This is a genomic window from Eximiradius sp. (assembly GCA_937127445.1).
GTDB lineage: Bacteria > Bacteroidota > Ignavibacteria > Kapaibacteriales > UBA2268 > JAKIZO01.
The window spans coordinates 220,430-243,125 of sequence record CAKZLY010000014.1 but is presented as its reverse complement, the minus strand read 5'-3'; the positions used below and the strand labels follow the sequence as shown (position 1 = coordinate 243,125).

Sequence of the window (22,696 nt, the reverse complement as noted above, 5' to 3'; positions counted from 1 at the left end):
TTATAACGAATTAATCAATAAAAAAAGTCAATAGTATTTAATTATTTTTATTATTTTTTAGTAGATATTCTTGCACGGAAAACTGTTTAGCGCCCTTCGATAGGGATAGTTTTTCGTAAGAGCCATCGGGAAGCAATCGCCAAGATTTAGAATTGTCTTTCCAATAAAGATGGAGAAGTTCAATAAGTTGTTGCTTTAAGTTATTTTGATAGACAGGGAACATTATTTCTACTCTGCGATGCAAATTGCGTGTCATCCAGTCGGCACTTGAAAGATAAACTTCTTCGTTGCCACCATTTTTGAAGTAGAAGACACGGCTATGCTCTAAGAAACGCCCAAGAATAGAGCGGACCTCGATATTTTCGCTAATATTTGGGACGCCAGGTTTCAGGCAGCAAACACCACGGCAAATAAGTTGAATTTTGACACCTTTGCAAGAAGCTTTGTAGAGTTCAGCGATAACTTCTTTTTGAGCAATTTGATTAAGTTTTGCAATAATAAGTCCGGGATTATCGGGGGAATGAAGTTCGGCTTCGCGGCGAATAAAAGAAATCAATTTATTATGCAAATTAATCGGTGCAACAGAAAAATGTTTCCAATTATCGTAATGAGAATAACCCGTAAGGTAGTTGAACAAATCAACAGCGTCGTCGCCAAATTCATCATTTGCGGTGAACATTGCGATATCGGTATAGATGCGAGCAGTAACCTGGTTGTAGTTGCCAGTGGAGAGATGAAGATATTTTTTTAATTTACCGCCTTCGCGACGAACAATAAGAGCAATTTTGCAGTGGGTTTTCAGTCCAGGAACGCCATAGACGACGTGAACGCCAACATTTTCGAGTTCCTTTGCCCAGATTATGTTGGACTCCTCGTCGAAACGAGCTTTAAGTTCGACGAAAGCAGTAACGTATTTTCCATTTACGGCGGCACGTTTAAGAGCCTCGACGATAGCCGAATATCGACCAGTGCGGTAGAGAGTAATCTTGATAGCGAGGACGTCGGGGTCGTCGGCAGCTTGATTTAAGAACCGCAAAGTGCTATTTGTAAATGAATCATAGGGATGATGCACAAGCAGGTCAGATTGACGAATAGCTTCGAACACGCCGGGACCATCTTGCTTGAATTGAGGTAGGTCCCGTGTAGAGAATGGCTTATCTTTAATATCTTTGAGTTCGAGTTTTAGCAATTCCATAAAATCGGGAAGATTGAGCGGGCGGTTCAGAGTATAGACGTCAGTTGGTTCTAAATCAAGAGATTTCATAAGGATATTAGCGACGAAGTCGGGCATATTGGAATTAACTTCGAGACGGACAGCGGCACCACCCCATCGGCGTTGTTTCACTTGTTCGGCAATTTCTGAAAGCAGGTCTTCAGCTTCGTCTTCGGCAATTTCAATATCAGCATCACGAGTAACACGGAAAGTGTTCGACGAAAGAATAGTCATTCCGGGATAGAGTTGTTCAGCAAAAGCACGAACAACTTGTTCGACAAGAATATAGTTGTTTTTACGTTTGCCGTTGAGAGGTATAAATCTTGGTACAACAGTAGGAATTTGCAAGAACCCTATACGGCGATCCTCATCATCAGCTAAATTATCTTGAAATGCAAAAGCAATGTTTAAGCTACGATTAATCAGTCGCGGGAAAGGGTTTGCAGGACCCAAAGTAAGAGGAGTAAGCACCGGCATGATATTCTCACGAAAATATTTTTCCAGATAAGATTTGTCCTTTTCATCAAGTTCGTCGAATCGATGGAAGACAACACCGTATTTACGAAGTTCAGGTAAAATTTCTTCGTTTAGCAGTCTTTCTTGCATCTGGTATAGCGGGAGCAGAGCGTTGCGAATTTCTGTGAGTTGCTCGTGAGGGGTTTTGCCATCGTAAGAGTATTCGATAACACCTTCGGCAATTTGGCTTTTCAGCCCGGCGACGCGTATCATAAAAAATTCGTCTAAATTGGAGCTGAAAATACATACGAATTTAAGACGCTCAAGCAAAGGATGTTGATTACCTTCAGCTTCGAGCAACACTTTGCGGTTAAATTCAATTAAGCTGAGCTCGCGATTAATATAATACTGAGGAGCGAAAAAGTCTATTGTGTTTGTTTGAGTTTTATTTGATTTATTCATTGTGCTTCCTACAAAATTGCAAATGAGAAATATAAATTAATATTTATATTTCGAAAAATCAAGCAATTATAATATTTCAGATAAAAATAAAATTTATATAAATTGAAATAAATTTGTTTAATTATAAATTATTAATTTTTTAGAACAATAGAAAAATCAGTAGTTTTACTTAATTGAAGATTATTATTTTTGATTAAATTTTTTGCAATATTGTGATAGTAACAAAGTCAATACAATAACAGTGATAGTATTAATACATTTATAATAATAAATGATGAAAGAAAAATCATTAAAAATAATTGCGGACCACATTGCTGATTGGATATATTGGATGACCCCGCAAGGGAAAATAGAGTTCCATTCAAAATCAGTAGAGCAATTCACAGAGTATTCGATGGAAGAGATAGAAGTAAATAATAATTTTTTGATAGATATTGTTTACGATGAAGACAAAGAAAAATATATTGAACATGCAAAAGTCGCTTATACTGAAAATCCCAACACATTCGAAGTAGAATTTCGAATTGTTACGAAAAGCGGACAAATAAAAACCATTTCGCACATATGCAGGCCAATTTATGAAAACGGCAAATATATAGGGAGAATAGCCGACAATAGAGATATCACATTTCAAAAGGCACAATCAGAAACGATATTAAATGAAAAGATGCGATTTGATTTGTATATGCAAAGCATACAGGATGTAGTTTGGGAGGTTGATGAAAATTACATTATTAAATATGTTTCGCCTGCATTTGAAAAGATTTCGGGTCTGAGTTGTGAGGAAGTAATAGGGAAATCTGTGTTAAAATTATTGGACATTTCGGAAGAAAGTGAATTGTTCGCTTTGTTGATGAATAGGGAAAAAATTTTTTTAGAAAAAGGAACAATAGAAGATGCCGTTTTTGAGGTCCCATACACAACACCAAAAGGCAATTTAGTATGGCTTGAAGTTAGTTCGCAACCAGTGTTTAAAGAAAAAGTTTTGGTTGGTTTTGTTGGAGCGGCAAGAGATATTACAAAAAGGAAATCCTATTTAAGAAAGCTGGAAACTATTACAGATATCATTGATAATAGCATTATGGAATATGACATTGCAAATGGGCAAGTTGCATTAAATCATAAGTTCTTTAAAATATTAGGGTATAGTCCTGATGAATTTGAAAACAGTATAGAAAATATTATTGAACATATTCATATAGAAGATAGGGAAAAAGTAGAAACAACAATAAAGGAACTTATTTCAAATAAGCACGGACAATTTAGTCACGAATATAGGATGAAGACAAAAGATGGAAATTGGAAGTGGGTAAAATGTAATGGTAGAGTAACTGAATGGGATAAAGAAGGCAACCCAACTAAAATTATTGCTGCACATATAGATATTGACAAAGAAAAACGTTTGCAAGAAGAAAGGCTACAACTACTGAATTCTGCCATCAATTCTACAACGGAAAGTGTTGTCATAACTGATGTTCGAGGAAACATACAGTATATAAATCCTGCATTTTCGGAACTAACAGGCTATTCGCTGGAAGAAGCAATAGGGAAAAATCCAAGGGAGCTTGTTAATTCCGGTGAACAGAACAAAGAATTCTACAAAACTATGTGGAAAACGATAGCAAACGGTAAAACTTGGAAAGGAGAAATTATCAACAGGCGTAAAGATGGTTCAAAATATATAGAGTTTTTAACAATAACGCCGGTAAAAAACGACAAAGGTAAAATCATAAATTATGTCGCTATAAAGCGTGATATAACATACGAAAGAGAGTTAATAAAAGAACTCAACAAAATAAACACAGAATTACAAGCAATTTATGATAGCTCACCTGTACTAATTAGCTTATTGGATACCAACTCAAGGATAGTCTACGCTAATAAAACAACAACAGATTTCCTGGGGATTCCACTTGAAGAGCTTATTAACAAGAGAGCCTGTGGTTGTTTTGGTTGCATACACGAGAAAGATTCGGATCTTGGCTGCGGATTTGGACCTGATTGCTCTGAGTGCAAATTGAACAAAGCTATACAGAAAACACTCGAAACCAGACAGAGTGTTACCGGTATCGAACACAACGCAAAACTTATGCTCAATGGTATGCTTAGAGAATACACATTTCTGGCAACGACTTCTTTTATTCAATCTGGGAACAGTGAATATGTATTATTAAATTTGCTCGATATAACAGAAAAGAAAATTAATCAGAATTTGCTTGAACAAAGCTACAAAACGTTCAAAGCGTACATTCAGGCTGCACCGATGGGAATAGTCTCGATTAGGAAGGATGGCATCATTCATGGCTGTAATCGAGCATTTCAGGAATTAATTAAAACATCAGAAGAAAATCTACTTAATAAAAATATATTATATTTTATTTTTCAGAAGCACGATTTATTTATAGATACACTTTCAACTTTAAATAGTGAAAATAGAACAATTGAAATAATTATGCAAGATGCAAAAGAAAAAGTATTTTGGGCGAAAATTTCTGCTGTGTTATTAAAAGATGATGAAATATTGTGTTTTATAGAAGATATTGACGATAAAAAGCGAGCTGATGAAGAGCAGAGAGCACTATTAGATGCATTAAAACTGTCAAACCAAAAGATAGAACAAACACTGGAAGAAAAGAATAATCTAATAAAAGAGCTCGAAGAAATCAAGCAACGACTTGAAGAAACTATATCGGCAAAGGATAACTTCTTCTCAATCATTTCGCACGATTTACGTGGACCATTCAGTGGTTTTTTGGGACTAACCGATATGATGGCCAAAGATCTGGAAGATTTGTCCTTGCGTGAACTTCGTAAGATGTCGCAAGCAATATATAATTCAGCAAATTCTGTATATAAATTGCTTGATGACTTATTGCAATGGTCGCGATTACAACTTGGGAAAATACCGTATAATCCTGAGCAAATCACATTAAAAGAAATCATAAATAATTCACTATACACTTTGCGAGAAATTGCAACCAATAAAGAAATTGATTTGTCGATAAATGTGCCTGATGATTTCGTAGTTTATTGCGACAGGAATATGATAACGGGAGTTGTAAGAAATCTTGTAACGAATGGAATAAAATTCACTCATCGTGGCGGAAGAATTAAGATTTTTATTAACAAGGTAGAAGGAGATTTTGCTGAAATTGCTGTCGAAGATAACGGGGTTGGTATTCCCGAAGAACATAAAGATAAGCTATTCAGAATAGATGCACAAATTACGACTAAAGGTACTGAGAAAGAAACGGGTTCGGGACTTGGACTAATATTATGCAAAGAATTTGTTGAAAAACACGGCGGAATTATTTATCTTAACAGTAAGGAAAATAAAGGTTCAACATTTTACTTCACTCTTCCTGTTGTTAAAAGTACTTGATTTATATTGAATTTATGGGAAATGGAGATATTAATATCGACGAAATCCTTATAAAAATAAGTAATCTCGAAAGAGAGCTAAGCAAAGCAAGAAAAATACAGAAGGCTTTAATTGAGCGTATTGAAAAAATCCAATCAATTGATGAAAACGACTATGGGCTGTTCGAAACAAATGCCTTACTTAATGAAATTTTAGAGAAGAAGAATTTAGAATTTCAATCTTTATGTTCCGAGCTAGCACATTTTGAAGAAGAGAAAAAGTCTTACGAAAGAAGCTTAAAAGCAAAAGAGAAAAGACTTTATGCAGTAATCAATTCTCTCGATGATATAGTATGGTCGGCTACTTATCCAGAGTTAAATTTACTATTTACAAACCAGAGTATAGAAAAAATATTTGAGTTCCCCGCGGAAGATTTCATAAAGTATCCTCAATTATGGTTGGACATAATTCACCCAGAAGATAGGTCGGAATTAGAGAAAAGGATTGAGGTTGCAAAAGATGGAACTACACAAGAGGTAATATACCGTGTGTTTCTGCCAAGTGGAAAAATATGCTGGATCAAGAACCGATTTCGAATAACAATTGCCGAAGAAGAGCAATATAGATTGGATGGAATTGCTTCTGATATAACGTACCAGAGAGAAGCAGAATTGAAGCTTCTAAGCAGTGAACAAAAATTTCGAACACTTGCCAATTACACTTATGATTGGGAATATTGGCTCGACCCCGATAACAAATTTATGTATATTTCACCATCTTGCGAACGCATAACGGGATATTTGCCAGATGAATTTATAACAAATCCCGACTTGCTTCACTTTATAGTTCATCCTGATGACTATGATTATTTCTCTAATGTAACTAATTTAAAATCGGAATCTCGGACTGTAGAACTCGAATTTAGAATAAAACGCAAAGGCGGCGAAATAAGATACATCCAGCACATAAATAGGCCAATATTCGACACACAAGGGAATTTTTTAGGGCGCAGAATTTCAAATCGCGATATAACAGAGAAAAAACTTGCAGAAATCGACTTAAATCGCCAGAAAAAATTAATTGAATCAATATTAGACAATGCACCAATATTTATTTGGCTTAATGACACTGAAAGCAATACGATTTTCGAAAATATGCTAATGCGTATAAACACAGGAAACGAGAATGGGTTGTCCTTTACAGAAGATGAACTTAAAAAATTACAAGAAACCGACCAGCAGGCAATTCAATCGAATTTACCTATTGAATTTGTAGAAGAAGTAACTTTCAACGATGGGACAAAGCACTACCTGCAAATAGTGAAATCACGAATGACAGACGAAGAGGGGAAAATTATTGGCGTGTTGGGTCTTGCTCTGGACATAACTGAAAGCAAGTTAGCAAACGAGGCATTACGCGAAAGCGAGGCACGCAACCGTGCTCTACTTGATTCTTCGCCCGATCTTGTATTTATATTAACTCGAGAGGGTAAATTCATTGATTATCATACGTCAAATCCCAAGCAATTGCTTATTCCACCAAGGTTTTTCATCGGCAAAAAACTCAACGAAGTACTTGAAATAGATATTGCAAATAATCTTTATTTTTATCTTGAAAAAGCATTAGAAACCGGTGAGCTTCAACGTTACGAGTTCAATATAAATTATAAGAATGAATATAAATATTACGAAGTTAGAATAAGCCCGTTTGGGAATAATTTATTAATGGGAATTGTCCGCGATATAACAGAGAATAAGTTAGCAGCTAAAAAATTAGAAGAAATGTATCGATTAAACTCAATAATCAATGAATTATCTTCTGTATTAATTCAATCAACAGCTAAGGATTTGCATAGTGGAATAGTATTTGCGCTCGAAATATTAGGTCGTTTCTCGGGATCTGATAGAGTATATATTTTCACATTACACGAATCAAGCCAACATATTGAAAATACATATAGCTGGATTTTGGAAAATGTGCCGCAAGAAATAGAAAAAATTAGTTTAATACGATATCAAATGATTCGACGTTGGATAGATCTCTTCAAGGACAATGATTTTGTTCAAATACAGAATGTTCAGAAGCTGCCTGATGAATTTGAAGAAAAATCGACACTGTTGGAAATCGGAATAATATCATTGCTTAGCGTTCCAATGTTTTACGGGAATGAGTTAATAGGTTTTATAGTGTTTGATACTTTGCAAAAAGAGCGTGATTGGGACTACGACACAGTATCTTTATACAGGCTTGCAGCAGAAATAATTGCTGGTGCAATAGCACGGAACAAATTTGAGTTAGAAATTATCAAGCAGAAACAGATAGCAGACCAAGCGAACCGTGCAAAATCTGAATTTTTAGCGAATATGAGCCATGAGATACGAACTCCGATGAATGCCATTTTAGGATTTTCTGATATTATGCTCAAATCCATACGTGAGCAGCCATTCAAAGGATATCTTGAAACAATTCAGAAAAGTGGGCGTACATTGCTTGCCTTAATCAACGACATACTTGATTTATCAAAAATAGAAGCAGGTCGGATAGAACTTCAACCTGAACCCGTTAATATTGCAGAAACTTTAAATGATATATACCAGATTTTTTTCGAGCAGGCAAACCAGCGAAAATTAAAATTTGAACTTGTAATTCCGGGAAATCCACCGGATAATCTATTTCTTGATGAAGTTAGAATTCGTCAGGTGCTGATAAATTTGGTCGGGAACGCAATCAAATTCACGAAAGAAGGTGGTGTGTATATCTCGCTTTCGCACCATAAAGTAGATAATCAACATTACAACCTGAAAATCGATGTAAAAGACACAGGAATTGGGATTGCACCAGAGGACAAAGATTTAATATTTGAATCGTTTCGTCAGGCAAGCACTGTTAGTGTGAAGCACTTTGGCGGCACAGGGCTTGGGCTTGCAATATCGAGCCGTTTGGTAAAGATGATGGGTGGGGAAATCACAGTCGAAAGCGAACTCGGGAAAGGTTCTACATTCACTGTCCGATTATATAACGTGCAGAGACTCGATGAAATCAAAAAGGCAAGCGAACAAATCGATTGGTCGAGTAAAATAGTTGACTTCAAAGGTGCGAAGATTCTGATAGTAGATGATATACAGCAAAATATTGATATTGTTCGGGCGCATCTTGAAGATACGAATACTACTATTTTGGAGGCGAGCAATGGGCGGAAAGCAATAGAATTGCTTCGCACGATTGAAGTTAATCTTATTATGATGGACTTACGTATGCCAGAAATGAGCGGATACCAGACGAGAAATATTATTCGTGATGAGCTTGGAATTAAGAACATACCGATTATCGCTTACACAGCATCATCGATGAAGGAAGATGAGACAAGGGTTAATACCCTTTTCAATGGATTTCTGCGTAAACCAGCTAACCGCAATGAGATAATTTCCGAGCTTGTAAGGCATCTTGATTTTACTGCAAGCGACAAAGAGGAGCAACCAGAAGAATTATTAGCTGCAAAATGTAATATTAATGAATTATTAAATTCAATTAATTCGGAAATCTTGAAAGATTTTTCTAAATTATTCGCAAATCAAATTGAAAATTTGATGAAATATACAGATTTGCAGGAAGCCGAAGATTTTATTAATCAATTAAGACAATTTGCTAAAACGAACAATAATGAGAAATTAATTAATGTATCTAATGTTTTGAATAGTTATTTTGATAATTTCGAGATTGAGAAACTATCGAAAGCATTCAGTGAAATTTATAATAAATTAAAATAATGTGGTGAATTTATGAATAATATGCCACAAACTACAAAGAAAAATACAATTCTTGTGGTTGACGACCAGCCTCAAAACATACGCTTAATTGGGACTTTGCTACGCGAGCATTATAATTTATTGATTGCTGACAACGGGCCGAAAGCAATCGAAACAGCCAGAGGTAAGGCACCCGATTTAATTCTACTCGATATTATGATGCCGGAGATGTCGGGCTTCGAAGTATGTGAAACATTGAAAAACAACGAGTTAACGCGCGAAATTCCTATAATATTTCTTACAGCTAAAACAGAAACAGAAGACATCCTCAAAGCTTTTGAAATTGGCGGTGTCGATTACGTTACAAAGCCTTTCAATGCTCTTGAAGTAATGGCAAGAATTAAAACTCATCTTGAGCTGAAAAATTCAAAAGATCTGATAAAGCAGCAATACACAGAGCTAATGCAAAAGAATGAACAGATCAAAAAGGCATACAGTGATTTAGAACAACAAGCACAGAACTTGAATAAATTATACCTTCAACTAATTCAAAATGAAACTTTTTTAAGGAAAAGCAATGAAGAATTGAAAAAGTTAAATGAAATGAAAGATAAATTCTTTTCGATAGTATCTCACGACTTAAAAAGCCCTTTTGCTGGTTTATTGACAATGACAGATATAATAAATCATCATATTAATGAATTTAGCAAAGAAGAATTAGCTGATATGGTTCATTCGCTAAATAAAACCGCTCAGCAAACATATAAATTTATTGAAGATTTGCTTGAATGGTCGCGATCGCAAATGGGAAGAATTCAGATGAATATCGCAAAAGAAGACTTAGCATCTATTCTTGCTGGGACACTTTTAACATTAAACCAACAAGCAGAACAAAAAGAGATCGCGATAGAAAATAATATTCCTATTGGCACTTATGCGCTATTCGATAACAATATGATGGCAACAATTGTAAGGAATCTGGTATCTAATGCAATCAAATTCACTCACAAAGGAGGAAAAGTAACTCTCAACGCAGAGAAAGTCGTTAAGGAGGGGAAGCCGTTTCTTCGCTTATCTGTTTCAGATACCGGGGTTGGGATGAGTGAAGAGAAAAAATCGCAATTATTTACACTCGAAAAGGTGCAATCGACACCAGGAACTGAAAAAGAGAAAGGCACGGGTTTAGGTATTGTAATATGTCGAGATTTTATCGAAAAGATGGGTGGGAAAATTGCGGTCGAAAGCAAATTGAATGAAGGCACAACTTTTTATGTGGATATTCCAACAGAGGATTAAGCAATAGATGCAAAGTGATCCAAATAGAGGTATATCCCCATCAATTGCTGAATTAGAGAAAAAATTGCAGCAATCGGAGAAAATTATATCTGCTCTTATGCAAAAATTAGAAAAATCATCTCTTATTAACGAAAGCGATTTTTCTTATTTTGAGAGCATAGCAATTCTTAACGAAACCATAGATAAAACACACGAAAAAATCAATGAGATAACCCAAAAATTGTATGAGAAAGAAATAGCGTTAGAACAAATTGAGAAAGAACTCCGCTCAAAAGAGGGGCATCTCAATGAAATATTGTTTTACATTGATGATATTGTGTGGTCAGTGTCATATCCGATAATAAAGCTACTATTTGTAAACAAGGCTGTCGAAAAGGTGTATGGAATAGAGATAGAAAATTTAAGAAACATGCCGAATTTGTGGTTTGGGTTAATTCACCCAGACGACAAGAATATTTTTTTCAATGCCATGTCGAGATTGGAAGACACACCTCAACTTGAAGTAGTATATAGGATAAAAAAATTAGATGGACAAATTAGATATATATTAGATAAATTGACAAGAAAAATTGACAAAAGTGGGAAGATATATCAAATCGATGGAATAGCACGGGATATTACAGATTTAAAATTAGCCCAGATGCAGACAGAGATAAGTATGCAGCAGTATCAAATGATTTTTGAATCAGTAGTAGAAGGTATTATAATTTTCGACGCAAACGCTACGGTTGTAGCAATTAATCAAAGTGCCTGCAAAATGTTTGGATATAATAAAAGTGAATTAATTGGAAGGGAATCTGAATTATTTATTAGCAGGGAGCTTATAGAAAAAATATTTGAAAATTATGATATAAACATATTAAATTATGATTTTTTTACTGAATCTATTGAGAAAAAAAAGAATGGTGAAAATTTTAGTATTGAACTTTTTTCGAGAAAATTCAAACTTAATAACGAAAATTTTATCATTTGCTCTATTATTAACATTACAAAGCGAAAAGAGGCCGATAGAGCTTTGCATCAACAGCAAGCTGCTTTGGCTCAATCAGAGCGAAAGCTCAATGCAATACTGAACAACACTCGCCAATCTTTTGTCCTGCTCGACACTAATTATAATATTATTGCTTTCAACAAAAGTTTTGAAAAAGATGTAAAGCAATTTTTTGGTTATGAGTTAGATGAAGGCAATAAATTTTATGAAATATGTCCCGCACATTTGAAAGATTTGTTATTTGAAAAGTTGATAAAAGCTTTCTCCGGTGAAAGCTCACAGGTAGAATTAGAAATACCGGCAACAGATGGACATTTTGAAAAATTTATTTTTTTCATAGACCCTCTTAAACAAGAAGATAAGAAGATCGAATCAGTTGTTGTCAGTTCTATTAACTTAACTCATTTATATAATAAAGCTGATTAGAATTTTTCCCTCAATTTTTCTAATTACATTAAAATATATTAACATATTATTAATCATGTATTAATTTATTAATAATTATATTAGAATGTAAATTTTTTCGGTCCTAAAATGAAAAATCAAAAGGGACGACCCAAAGATAACCAAAATAGCCTTCGAAATAAAGCAGAAGACGAAGAAATAAATACGTCCAACTCGGACATTTCAGCAGAGGTCCATTTATCACTTGATGATCTGCCAATTGGTGTTTACAAGTCCAAGCCTGATGGTACAATCATTTATGCAAACAAGGCATTAGTTAACCTCGCAGGATATAATTCATTTGAAGAATTAAGCAAAGTAAATGCTTTTAGTCTTTACGCTGTTCCAGAATTGCGTATAGTTCAGACTGCTCAATTCGGTACAACAGATATGATAGCAGAAGAATATAGATTTATACGCAAGGATGGCTCGATTATTTGGGTCAGAGACATTGGGAAGAAAGTGCTCGATGAAGATGGTGAATTATATTACGAAGGGACAATTGAAGACATAACAGAGAGAAAAATTGCAGAAATACGATTACGAGAAAGCGAAGAAAAATACAGAGAACTTATAGAGAAAATGGATCAGGGGCTAGCTCTGCACGAAATTATTCTGGATGAAAATGGAAATCCCGTTGATTATGTATTCCTCGATATCAATTCTGCTTTCGAAAAATTAACTGGTTTGAAAAAGGATAAAATTATTGGTAAGCGTGTAAAAGAGGTACTACCAGATACTGAATACTATTGGATTGAACAATACGGTGAAGTAGCTCTAAATTCGACAGTTAAGAAATTCACGAGCTATTCTCAGGAATTAGATAAATACTTCAAAGTAATTGCTTTTTCGCCACGTAAGTTGCAGTTTGCAACTTTAATTGAAGATATTACTGAGAAGATGATTATAGAGAATGCTTTACAGGAGAGCGAGCTAAGATTGCGTACATTAATTAATACAATACCAGATATTATTACTTTTAAAGATGGCGAAGGACGATGGATAATTACAAATGATTTCAATTTGGAGCTATTTGGCTTGGAAGAAGTGAATTACCGTGGAAAAACTGACGCAGAACTGGCACAATATGCTCCATTTTATAAAGAAGCTCTTGAATACTGCATATATAGTGATGAAAAAGCCTGGAAAGCAGGCAAACCCGTCCGAGGAGATGAGATTATTCCAAATCCGGAAGGAGAAAGTAGAATTTTTGATGTAATTAAAATACCTATTTTCGAAAATGGTGAACGCAAAGGCTTAGTTGTTGTTGGAAGAGACATAACTGAAAAGAAGAATTACGAAAAAATGCTTAGCGAAACAAACGAGCGCTACAAAATGATTTCGGAGATGATAACTGATTATGTATATCTGGCGAAAGGTGTTCCTGGTAAGCAGATAGAAGTATTATGGCTACTGGGTAGTTTTGAAAAAATTACAGGTTATAAATTAGACTACTATAAAGAAGCTTATAATACAATAATTAAAATAATACATCCCGAAGATTTCAAGAAATTTCAGGAAGAGTATATACCACGATTAAATAATTTAGAAGAAATCAAAGCAGAATATAGAATATTGAGTAAATCAGGCGAAATGCGCTGGATATTAGACCACATAAAACCATTTACTAAGCCAGACGAACCCGGAGCAATCTATCAAATCGGTGCTGTAACCGACATAACCGAAAAGAAAAAATATGAAAATGAAATATTGGAAAGTCGTGAAAAACTGAAAGAAATTATAGATCAGAAGGATAGGCTGTTCTCAATTATTGCTCACGACCTGAAAGGACCAATTTCTTCATTTGTCGGGATGTCCAAAATGTTCTCCGAGAACCTTAATGAACTGACACTGACTGAATTGCAAGAATATACCGAAAACATGCATAAATCTGCTTCCAATATATTGGAATTGCTCGAGAATCTGCTGGAATGGTCGCGAGTGCAACGTGGAAAGAAGCAATTTAATCCTGAAAGGCTCAACATTCGATTAGTAATAAAAAATATATCCGATTTGTTGTTAAGTAGCTTTAAATTAAAGGAGATTTCTCTTTATCTGAATATACAGAACGACGCCTACGTTTTTGGCGACTTGCAGATGTTGAATACAATTTTCCGAAATTTGTTATCAAATGCGCTCAAATTTTCGTTTCGAGGAGAAAAAGTTGATGTTCAGGTTAACGAAAATGGCAACAAATATGTAGTTTCTATAAAGGATTATGGCATTGGAATGGATGAAGAATTGAAGAGCAAGTTATTCAATCCAGCCGAAAAAGTTTCTCGCACTGGAACAGAAGATGAATCGAGCACTGGATTAGGACTACTACTATGCAAAGAATTTATAGATTACCACAAAGGACGCATCTGGGTAGAAAGCCAACCAAACCAGGGGTCTACATTTTTTGTTGAATTAGACAAAGCAGAGTGAAATTGTTTCAAACTTTGTTCGTCATTTACCCATATTACTGTATAATTTATTAATAGGGAAAATATGAATGACCAATTAGTGCCAATTGTAATCGAACAAACAAGTCGTGGCGAACGTTCTTATGATATTTATTCTCGACTGCTCAAAGACAGAATTATATTTCTTGGCGGACCAATTGATGACCACATTTCGGAGCTTGTAATTGCACAGCTGCTTTTTTTAGCAAGCGAGGACCCCAAAAAAGACATTCATTTATATATTAATTCACCTGGCGGAAGTGTAAGCGCCGGTCTTGCAATTTATGATACGATGCAATACATCAAACCAGATATAACAACAATTGCTATAGGAATGTGCGCTTCTATGGCACAGGTGTTACTATGTGCTGGTACCAAAGGAAAGCGTTATGCTCTGCCAAATTCGCGCATTCTTATGCATCAGCCATCTGGTGGGACACAAGGGCAGTCGGTTGATATAGAGATTTATACTCGCGAAATTATCAGGATGCGCGATAATCTATATAACATTATTGCTAAACACACAGGCAAAGATGTTGATAAAATTCGCAAAGATGCGGACCGCGACTACTATATGACACCCGAAGAAGCTCTCGATTACGGCATTATCGATAAAATTTTGATGCCAAACAAAGATAGCGAGCAAAGCTCTGAAGATAAATAATATTAAAAACATCCGTTATTACATCCAATCAGGACATTTTTATTGTCCTGATTTTTTTGCATGTTTTTTATTTTGATAATTGTGAAATTGTAATCATTAATTCAAAACCAATTATTATGAGTAATCATATATTTTTTGGTAGAATGATTTTTTTATTTAAATTTGTAATTGTAAACAGAATAACGTAAGTTATTTAGTTTAAACTAAATACGAAATTTTGTATAACTAATTTAAGTTGTTTAGGAGGATATTAAAATGGCAATGTACATTAACGACGAATGCATCTCCTGTGGTGCTTGTGAACCAGAATGCCCAGTTCAAGCCATATATGAAGGCGACGAGCATACAATGATTGATCCAGATAAGTGCGTTGAATGTGTTGGACACTTCGACGAACCACAATGCGTTTCTGTATGCCCTGTTGATGCTATACACAAGCTCTAAAAATTAATAGGATTTTTTATAAAGAGACGCAATTGTTGCGTCTCTTTTTTTATAGATATGTAAAAATACAACTTCTCCTATTTTTTCTTGCATTTGAGCAAATTCATTTATATTTTTATACTTTAAAATACATACGAGAAAGTCTAAAATGAAAAAAAACATAATACTCATTATTTTCATTTCAATTATTATTTCATCATGTGGCGATCCATTTAAAGAAGGCGTTTTCAATTCAGGTGGAAGTTACACTCGCTCGAATGACTATTCTGACTACAAGAGATTTTCCTCAAACGTGTTGGAAACCAAAAATTTCGACGGGAAAGTTGATTCTGCCTTGTACACAGGAAGTCAGATGGAACCACTTGTTGTTGGGCACAACGACTACTATATGATAAGTGCAGATGGAACAATTTCGTTTGTCTCGAAAGATATTGTAAAATCTACCTTTATGGTGCCAGATAGCACACCAGTATCGACCCGAGCGGTGGCTGACTATGAGCAGAACATTTATTTTGTTTCGCTTAAGCCAATTTTGTATTCTTTCAACAATCGAGGAGAAAAACGCTGGGAATACAAGTTTTCTGATGAATTCGATCCATTTGAAATGTTTTCTGATGTGCTGGCAACCAATGACGGAGTGCTCATTGGAACAACAAGCGGGAAACTGTTAAAAGTCTCGTTCGATGGTAAATTGATATTTCAAAAGCAATATAATACATCAATTTCGAGATCATTTGCTGCGGACGAAAACGGGAATGTATATTTTGTCCTGACAAAGAACACATTCGGCGACACTGATAATTTAGTAATGATAGACAAAAATGGAAAAGAGATATACAACAAGCCAATTGATTTTGTAAGAATAATAAGAAACCCGGTTGTAAGTGGTGACAACGTTTATCTAATTGGTTTTATGCAGAATGCAGGTAAAAGCGGTTCGCTACTTATTTGCTTCGATAAGCGAGGTTTCGAGAAATGGCGACAGGAATTGCCTGTGTTCCCGAGATATTTATCGGCAAGCGAACAAAATGCCTACGTAATTGGATATAACACAGGAGTGGGTGAAACAATGAGCGGGATATTTTCGTTCAGCCGGATAGGGAAACAGAATTGGAGGATTTTCCTTTCAATGTCTGCCACCTCTCCCCTACTTATTGGAAAATCAAAATCAGCAGTTGTCGGGACAACGCCGAACGGCGCAGCTATTTTCTTCTTGGACAACGACAATGGAAAGTTGGTAGAAGACCGCTCATTAAATGAAATTGATACTTTCTATACTGTACCAGCAGTTACTGGCGATGGTAGTATTATTTTTGCTTTATCGACGCGACGAGGAATTGTTCGGCTTACCGATACTGCATTGAACAAAATACTTCCTTGGTAATTGGAGCAATGAAATGATAAATACAATTGTTCTTCGGGACCCACAAGATTTAGAAAACCTGTATCCATTTTCTATTCTGCATCCATCGTATGAGTTTTTATGTGGTTGTTTGAAAAATTATGAACGATGGCAACTACTTTCGCCTGAAATTCCAATAGCTTATGAAAGCGATAAACTGCGAAAATCCTCATTTTTAGAACGAAATAAGATAAAGAACCCTGCTTACAATAAAAATGTATTATTTATTGATGGAAATATTATTCCGAACTTTTCGCTGATAGAAGAAATTAAATTTATAATTTCAGCAAATCATTCAAAAGACATTTCTTTTAGAAGCAAAAACAATATAGTTGCTGAATTTAAGCAGTTTTCTGATAAAGAAAGCGAAAAAATTAACGTGAAGATTGAAGTTAAATCTATTCATTATATCTGGGAAATTATCGACATAAATGGCAAGCAAATAAATTATGATTTGTTACTGATAAAAGATCGTCTTCAGCAATTAAAAAACATAACAAACCCATTTTTTGGATCTCATTTAATAGGAAACGAAATATACGTTGGTCTAGATGTAGAAATTATGCCAGGAGTAGTTCTGGATGCGAGCAATGGAGCAATAATTATCGACGATGGAGCAAAAATAATGGCTAATAGCGTAATTATCGGTCCTGCGTATATCGGGAAAAAATCGCTCATCAAAGCAATAGCAAAAATATATGAAAATTGCTCATTTGGTGAATTCTGTAAAGTTGGTGGCGAAGTTGAAGCAGTTGTTTTTCAAGGATATTCTAATAAGCAACACGAAGGATTTTTGGGACACTCTTTCGTGGGCGAATGGGTAAATTTTGGTGCAGATACAAACAATTCAGACCTGAAAAACACATACTCAAATATTGTTATGAGGTTGCCGGGAAAGCGAGTGCCGACCGATAAAATGTTCATCGGGCTAATGGCGGGCGACCACACAAAAACAGCCATAAACTCGCAATTCACAACAGGGACTACTTGCGGAATACATTGCAATTTGTTTCATTCGGGATTTTTCCCAAACCAAATACCGTCATTCACGTGGGGCGGCGGCGAAGGAAGCAAAACTCATAACTTCGAGCAAGCCATAGAAACAGCAAAAGCAATGATGAAGAGACGTAACAAATCACTGAATGAATTTGAAATTGCACTAATGAAAGAAGAATACGAAAGAGCTAATTCGTAGCTACTTTACGTCTAAAATATTTCGATATACTAAGAAATTCCAAAGTTTCGTAGCTGGTGCGTAAGGTTAGAATAATCCCAACTATTCCGATAATAATGTCACCTGCCCACATAGCAAGCCAGGGATCGATATAGCCACGGTCTGCAAGTTTTTCTCCGCCGATAAGGCAAGCCCAATAGAAAATGTAGAAGCCAAGACTAATCGAGGCGCTTATTCCGAAATTCCCGCGACGAGAGATAATTCCAAGCGGGCAACCGACAAACACAAACACAAAGCAAGCAAATGGGATAGCATATTTTTTGTAAATTTCGACTAAATATTGATTTGCGCGTAAGGTGTAGTCTCTTTCAGCAAAAGAATTGGAGCGAACGGTTGTTTCCAAAAAGCTCAGCCTTTGAGTTATACGACTTGTTCGAGCTTGCCAGGAAGTATCTACATAAGCAAAATTGCTGGAAACAACACGTGATTCGTCAGTTTCTGTGGACATTTTGCTATGAAGAATGTAATCAAGGTGCGAATTAATTGTTTTTGATTTGTTATTTCGAGCAATTTCGACGTATTTCATTGATTCATCAACTATTTGCTTCATATCGCTAATTTTCATTTCACGATCTCCGCGGGCAGTGCCGTCAATATCAGAACGCTGGAATGAAAAACCGCTTGCGTTCATCACTATCTGATAATCAACGAACTCGACAATTTTATAATTGCTTGCTCTGCCAGATTGAAGTTGATGAATTTCGCCATTGCGAAGTTTCAAAATTAGTTTACTATAGTCTGGAGTAAAGTTTAATGTACCTGTATCAGCAGAAATAATATTACGGGAAGCCATTCCAGTTAAATCATAGATAGTAACCCCTCGCAAAAGCCCTGTCAAGGAGTCAACGTTGCGAGCGATAATTGTGTAGCCCTCTATTTCTGTGGAAAATTGCCCTGATTCTAAAATAAAAGTTGGTTTTGTTCGGGTAATATCGCCCATCAGAGTTTTAGCGCGAAGATTGGTTTCAGGCAGAATTCTATCATTGAACCAAAAAAGAGCAAGAGTAAGAAAAGCTGAAACAATGATAATCGGGGACATCATTCTGGTGAGGCTGCCGCCACTTGCTTTGATTATTGTTATTTCGTGGTTCGAGGACAAATTGCCGAATGCCATCAAAGTTGAGAAAAGCACGCCCATCGGAGCAGCAAGCACCACCATCCAAGCAATATTATAGACAATAAGCTGCAAAATCACCCAAACATCAATTCCTTTGCCTACCAGCCGATCCAAATATTTCATCAAAAATTGCATAAGAAAAAGAAAAATCACAGTACAAAAACCAAATAGAAATGGGGCAATATGAGCTCTTAAGAGATATCTATCGAATATTTTGAACATTTGCTTTCTCTATTTTTTTTAATAAACGCAAAGTTATCTCATCGCAAATATAATAACCTTTTGGCGTTAGTTTTAGTGTTTTATTTTCAAATGTTGCTAAATTTGAAGCAACCAATAGTTCAATTTCGTTGTTCAAGAGTGCGAATAAATCAACACCAAATCGTTCGGAAAAATCTTTAAAGTTCAAGCCAAGAGAACGAAGAGAAAGGAAAACAAACTCTGTTAAACGTTCTTCAAACGTAAGTTTCTCGCATAACTCATCAGGGAGATTGCCATTGTTCAACAAAGCGAAATACCTCGACACATCTGAAACATTTTTGTAGCGGAAGTCATTAATCATACCAACAGCAGACGCACCGAAAGCAAGGGTTTCTGAACAAGTCCAATATTTAATGTTGTGTCGGCAACGGTAGCCCAAGCGTGCGTAATTCGAAATTTCATAATGTTCGTAGCCTTTGGAGCCAAGAGTATCGCCGATTTGCAAATAATATTCAGCACTTTGCTCGTCGGCGATTGGAAGAATTTTGCCTTCAAGCAAATCATTGTGCAGTGGAGTGCCTTCCTCGTAAATCAAAGCATAGTATGAAATATGAGGCAAATCAAGTTCAATTGCTTGCGAAAGCGATTTATTTATATTAGCGAAAGTTTGCCCGGGAAGCCCGAAAATCAGGTCAATGGATAGATTATCGAAGTATTTACGGGCAGTTTCGATTGTTGCCATCGCTTCGCTTGTTGAGTGGAGACGTTGCAAAAAGCGAAGTTCGTCGTCAAGAAAAGATTGCACGCCAATGCTGATTCGATTTATTCCGAGAAAAGCATAATCAGAAAAGGATTTCGCATCACTTGCGGCAGGGTTACATTCGAGTGTTATTTCTGCATCAGAAGAGAGGTCGAAATATTTATCTATTTCGGATAATATTTTCTCAATATATTTTGGATTTATTAATGATGGAGTACCTCCGCCGATAAATATTGTGTCGATTGTATTAGTCTTTATTGAGGATTGTTCGAAAAAAGATAGGCTTCGACGCTGTATTTCCAATAGCAAGTAATTAATGTAATTTGGTATTTCTTTAAGATTAGTAATTGAATAAAAATCGCAGTAATGGCATTTTCGTTTGCAAAATGGGATGTGAATATATATGCCAATAGGTGGCACTTTACTCGACCGTAATGTTGTTTTTAATTTTATCGAACTTTTTCGGACCAATACCTTTAATTTTCATAATTTCTTGAATAGATTGAAATTTTTTGTTATTGCGATATTCGATAATAGCAAGAGCAGTTTTTTCACCGATTCCAGGGAGTTGCATGAGCTGCACTTTCGAAGCGGTGTTGATATTAATAATCCCGCTAAATTCTGATTTTTTAGAAGTTTTGTTTGGAGAAGGGAAAAAAGTTTCTTTCGGCTTTAAGGTATCAGCAGATACGAGGAAGGAATTTGGATTGTTGTGAAAGTCAGTGCTAACGAAGGTGGAGCGTTCCACCTTCATAGCTCTATTAGTCGCAGATTTGTATTCTTCATTTGTGAAGAGCTCGTTATTAGCATTAATCGATTTCAAGAGAATGCCGGACAAGCCAAAACCGAAGATGAAGAGAAGAGCAAAAATTTCATTTTTGGTCATACTTGTAAGTGTCTGAATTTTCTCTATTAAATTGCGAAAAGACATAAATCAGAGCAAACCTTTTTCTTTCTTTTCTACAAACAGGTCGAAACGTTCAATACATTCTTGTTTCCCAAGCACTTCCATAGTTTCGAACATACCAGCACCAACTGATTTTCCTGTAATCATCACACGAATAGGATGAATAACATCTTTAAGTTTGACTGAACGGCTTTCGATGTATTTCATTGTTTCGTCGTGAAGCTGTTTGTGCTCCCAGACGTCAATGGAGCGGAAGACGTCAATTAGTGGTTTGATGAGTTCAAGAGTATTGTCTTTCCAATGTTTTTGCAAATAATCGGGGTCGTAGCTTTTGGGTTTTTCGAACATATAGTCGCCGAAAGTAAGGACGTCTCGAAGAATATCAATTCTTTCGCGTAGAAGAACAATAACTTTTTTGATATAATCATCGTTGAATTTACTCAGCATTTCATCGGGCATATAAGGTTTCAGGCGGCGGACAAGTTCGGCAGGTTCAAAAGCGCGTAGATATTGGGAATTCATCCAATCAAGCTTTTGAGTGTCGAAGACGGCGCCGGCTTTATTAACTTTTTCGAGGGAAAAAGTCTCAATTAGTTCATTCATAGAGAAAATTTCGCGGTCTGCGGTGGGATTCCAGCCGAGCAAAGCAATAAAATTAACGAAAGATTCTTTGAAATAGCCGCGTTCGACAAAATCTTCGACAGCAACAGAGCCTTGTCGTTTGCTCAGTTTGGTTTTGTCTTTGTTCAGAAGCAGCGGCAAATGGGCAAATTGTGGGCGTTCCCAACCGAAAGCGTCGTAAAGCAAAACGTGTTTCGGGGTTGAGGGCAACCATTCTTCGCCACGGATAACATGAGTTATTTTCATTAAATGGTCGTCCACAACATTAGCAAGGTGGTAAGTTGGAAAGCCGTCGGACTTAAGCAAAATCTGGTCGTCAACGTCCTTGCCCGAGACAACTACTTCACCGCGGATTAAATCGCTGAAACGAATTTCTCCTGTAAGCGGCACTTTCATTCTGATAACATAAGGTGCTCCACTTTCGATAAGCCGTTGGGTTTCTTCTTGTCCGAGTGTGAATTGATTACGCATAGTGGAGCGATCGTATTTAGGTGCTATGCCTGCTTTTTGCTGACGCTCGCGCATAGCATCGAGTTCTTCGGGTGTATCGAAAGCATAATATGCAGTGCCACGTTCTAAAAGCTCCATTGCATACTCGCGATATAAATCGAAGCGTTTAGATTGAACATAAGGACCATAAGGACCGCCGACTTCTGGACTTTCGTCGAATTCAATTCCTGCCCAACGAAGAGATTTTATTAAATTTTCTTGTGCATTTTCGACAAAGCGAGTTCTATCGGTATCTTCTATTCTCAGAACGCATTGCCCACCGTGATGACGAGCAAAAAGGTAGTTGTAAAGTGCTGTTCGTAGTCCACCAACATGAAGGGAACCGGTTGGGGAAGGTGCAAATCTTACTCTAACGCTCATTATCCATTCCGTAATTAATTCAAAAATAACAATTTAAAAGAAGTGCAAATTAATAAATCTATG

At 36.0% G+C, this 22,696-nt stretch carries 14 protein-coding genes; 9 read left to right on the top strand and 5 right to left on the bottom strand.

What is annotated here, in order from left to right; genetic code table 11:
• Nucleotides 1-37 precede the first annotated feature (37 nt).
• Nucleotides 38-2,131: a polyphosphate kinase 1 gene (ppk1, locus tag AC6QZF_RS03820; RefSeq protein WP_499798544.1), complete on the bottom strand. Its 2,094-nt coding sequence runs from the start codon at nucleotides 2,129-2,131 to the stop codon at nucleotides 38-40.
• Between the two features lie 271 nt (nucleotides 2,132-2,402).
• Between ppk1 and AC6QZF_RS03815 the strand changes: the two genes are divergently transcribed.
• The 9 genes from AC6QZF_RS03815 (at nucleotide 2,403) to AC6QZF_RS03775 (ending at nucleotide 18,118) form a co-directional block, all read left to right on the top strand.
• Nucleotides 2,403-5,513 (top strand): PAS domain S-box protein, encoded by a 3,111-nt coding sequence (locus tag AC6QZF_RS03815; protein ID WP_499798543.1) that lies wholly within the window; start codon nucleotides 2,403-2,405, stop codon nucleotides 5,511-5,513.
• A 14-nt stretch (nucleotides 5,514-5,527) separates the two neighbouring features.
• Nucleotides 5,528-9,259, top strand: coding sequence for a PAS domain S-box protein (locus tag AC6QZF_RS03810; protein ID WP_499798542.1), 3,732 nt, complete (start codon nucleotides 5,528-5,530; stop codon nucleotides 9,257-9,259).
• A gap of 12 nt (nucleotides 9,260-9,271) precedes the next feature.
• Nucleotides 9,272-10,534, top strand: a complete 1,263-nt coding sequence (locus tag AC6QZF_RS03805; RefSeq protein ID WP_499798541.1) for a hybrid sensor histidine kinase/response regulator — start codon at nucleotides 9,272-9,274, stop codon at nucleotides 10,532-10,534.
• A gap of 7 nt (nucleotides 10,535-10,541) precedes the next feature.
• Nucleotides 10,542-11,951, top strand: a complete 1,410-nt coding sequence (locus tag AC6QZF_RS03800) for a PAS domain S-box protein (protein WP_499798540.1) — start codon at nucleotides 10,542-10,544, stop codon at nucleotides 11,949-11,951.
• A 108-nt stretch (nucleotides 11,952-12,059) separates the two neighbouring features.
• Nucleotides 12,060-14,396 (top strand): PAS domain-containing sensor histidine kinase, encoded by a 2,337-nt coding sequence (locus tag AC6QZF_RS03795; protein WP_499798539.1) that lies wholly within the window; start codon nucleotides 12,060-12,062, stop codon nucleotides 14,394-14,396.
• 63 nt (nucleotides 14,397-14,459) lie between these two features.
• Nucleotides 14,460-15,077, top strand: a complete 618-nt coding sequence (gene clpP / locus AC6QZF_RS03790; RefSeq protein WP_499798538.1) for an ATP-dependent Clp endopeptidase proteolytic subunit ClpP — start codon at nucleotides 14,460-14,462, stop codon at nucleotides 15,075-15,077.
• Nucleotides 15,078-15,332: 255 nt separating this feature from the next.
• Nucleotides 15,333-15,521, top strand: coding sequence for a YfhL family 4Fe-4S dicluster ferredoxin (locus AC6QZF_RS03785; protein ID WP_499798537.1), 189 nt, complete (start codon nucleotides 15,333-15,335; stop codon nucleotides 15,519-15,521).
• 148 nt (nucleotides 15,522-15,669) lie between these two features.
• Nucleotides 15,670-16,905, top strand: coding sequence for a PQQ-binding-like beta-propeller repeat protein (locus tag AC6QZF_RS03780; protein ID WP_499798536.1), 1,236 nt, complete (start codon nucleotides 15,670-15,672; stop codon nucleotides 16,903-16,905).
• Nucleotides 16,906-16,918: 13 nt separating this feature from the next.
• Complete coding sequence (locus AC6QZF_RS03775; RefSeq protein ID WP_499798535.1) at nucleotides 16,919-18,118, top strand: putative sugar nucleotidyl transferase; 1,200 nt, start codon at nucleotides 16,919-16,921, stop codon at nucleotides 18,116-18,118.
• Here AC6QZF_RS03775 and AC6QZF_RS03770 read toward each other — a convergent pair.
• The 4 genes from AC6QZF_RS03770 to gltX are packed head-to-tail and all read right to left on the bottom strand — an operon-like array spanning nucleotide 18,108 to nucleotide 22,633.
• Nucleotides 18,108-19,496 (bottom strand): LptF/LptG family permease, encoded by a 1,389-nt coding sequence (locus AC6QZF_RS03770; protein WP_499798534.1) that lies wholly within the window; start codon nucleotides 19,494-19,496, stop codon nucleotides 18,108-18,110. The two genes, AC6QZF_RS03775 and AC6QZF_RS03770, sit on opposite strands and share 11 nt — an antisense overlap.
• Nucleotides 19,477-20,655, bottom strand: coding sequence for a radical SAM family heme chaperone HemW (hemW, locus tag AC6QZF_RS03765; protein WP_499798533.1), 1,179 nt, complete (start codon nucleotides 20,653-20,655; stop codon nucleotides 19,477-19,479). The genes AC6QZF_RS03770 and hemW overlap by 20 nt, the downstream gene beginning before the upstream one ends.
• Before the next feature lies 1 nt (nucleotide 20,656).
• Nucleotides 20,657-21,166 (bottom strand): ComEA family DNA-binding protein, encoded by a 510-nt coding sequence (locus tag AC6QZF_RS03760; RefSeq protein WP_499798532.1) that lies wholly within the window; start codon nucleotides 21,164-21,166, stop codon nucleotides 20,657-20,659.
• Nucleotides 21,167-21,169: 3 nt separating this feature from the next.
• Complete coding sequence (gene gltX / locus AC6QZF_RS03755) at nucleotides 21,170-22,633, bottom strand: glutamate--tRNA ligase (protein WP_499798531.1); 1,464 nt, start codon at nucleotides 22,631-22,633, stop codon at nucleotides 21,170-21,172.
• Nucleotides 22,634-22,696 lie beyond the last annotated feature (63 nt).

What these genes read in the sequence shown, in the direction of transcription:
- ppk1 (WP_499798544.1), bottom strand. Translation starts at nt 2,131, where the DNA reads ATGAATAAATCAAATAAAACTCAAACAAACACAATAGACTTTTTCGCT.
- AC6QZF_RS03815 (WP_499798543.1), top strand. Translation starts at nt 2,403, where the DNA reads ATGATGAAAGAAAAATCATTAAAAATAATTGCGGACCACATTGCTGAT.
- AC6QZF_RS03810 (WP_499798542.1), top strand. Translation starts at nt 5,528, where the DNA reads ATGGGAAATGGAGATATTAATATCGACGAAATCCTTATAAAAATAAGT.
- AC6QZF_RS03805 (WP_499798541.1), top strand. Translation starts at nt 9,272, where the DNA reads ATGAATAATATGCCACAAACTACAAAGAAAAATACAATTCTTGTGGTT.
- AC6QZF_RS03800 (WP_499798540.1), top strand. Translation starts at nt 10,542, where the DNA reads ATGCAAAGTGATCCAAATAGAGGTATATCCCCATCAATTGCTGAATTA.
- AC6QZF_RS03795 (WP_499798539.1), top strand. Translation starts at nt 12,060, where the DNA reads ATGAAAAATCAAAAGGGACGACCCAAAGATAACCAAAATAGCCTTCGA.
- clpP (WP_499798538.1), top strand. Translation starts at nt 14,460, where the DNA reads ATGAATGACCAATTAGTGCCAATTGTAATCGAACAAACAAGTCGTGGC.
- AC6QZF_RS03785 (WP_499798537.1), top strand. Translation starts at nt 15,333, where the DNA reads ATGGCAATGTACATTAACGACGAATGCATCTCCTGTGGTGCTTGTGAA.
- AC6QZF_RS03780 (WP_499798536.1), top strand. Translation starts at nt 15,670, where the DNA reads ATGAAAAAAAACATAATACTCATTATTTTCATTTCAATTATTATTTCA.
- AC6QZF_RS03775 (WP_499798535.1), top strand. Translation starts at nt 16,919, where the DNA reads ATGATAAATACAATTGTTCTTCGGGACCCACAAGATTTAGAAAACCTG.
- AC6QZF_RS03770 (WP_499798534.1), bottom strand. Translation starts at nt 19,496, where the DNA reads ATGTTCAAAATATTCGATAGATATCTCTTAAGAGCTCATATTGCCCCA.
- AC6QZF_RS03760 (WP_499798532.1), bottom strand. Translation starts at nt 21,166, where the DNA reads ATGTCTTTTCGCAATTTAATAGAGAAAATTCAGACACTTACAAGTATG.
- gltX (WP_499798531.1), bottom strand. Translation starts at nt 22,633, where the DNA reads ATGAGCGTTAGAGTAAGATTTGCACCTTCCCCAACCGGTTCCCTTCAT.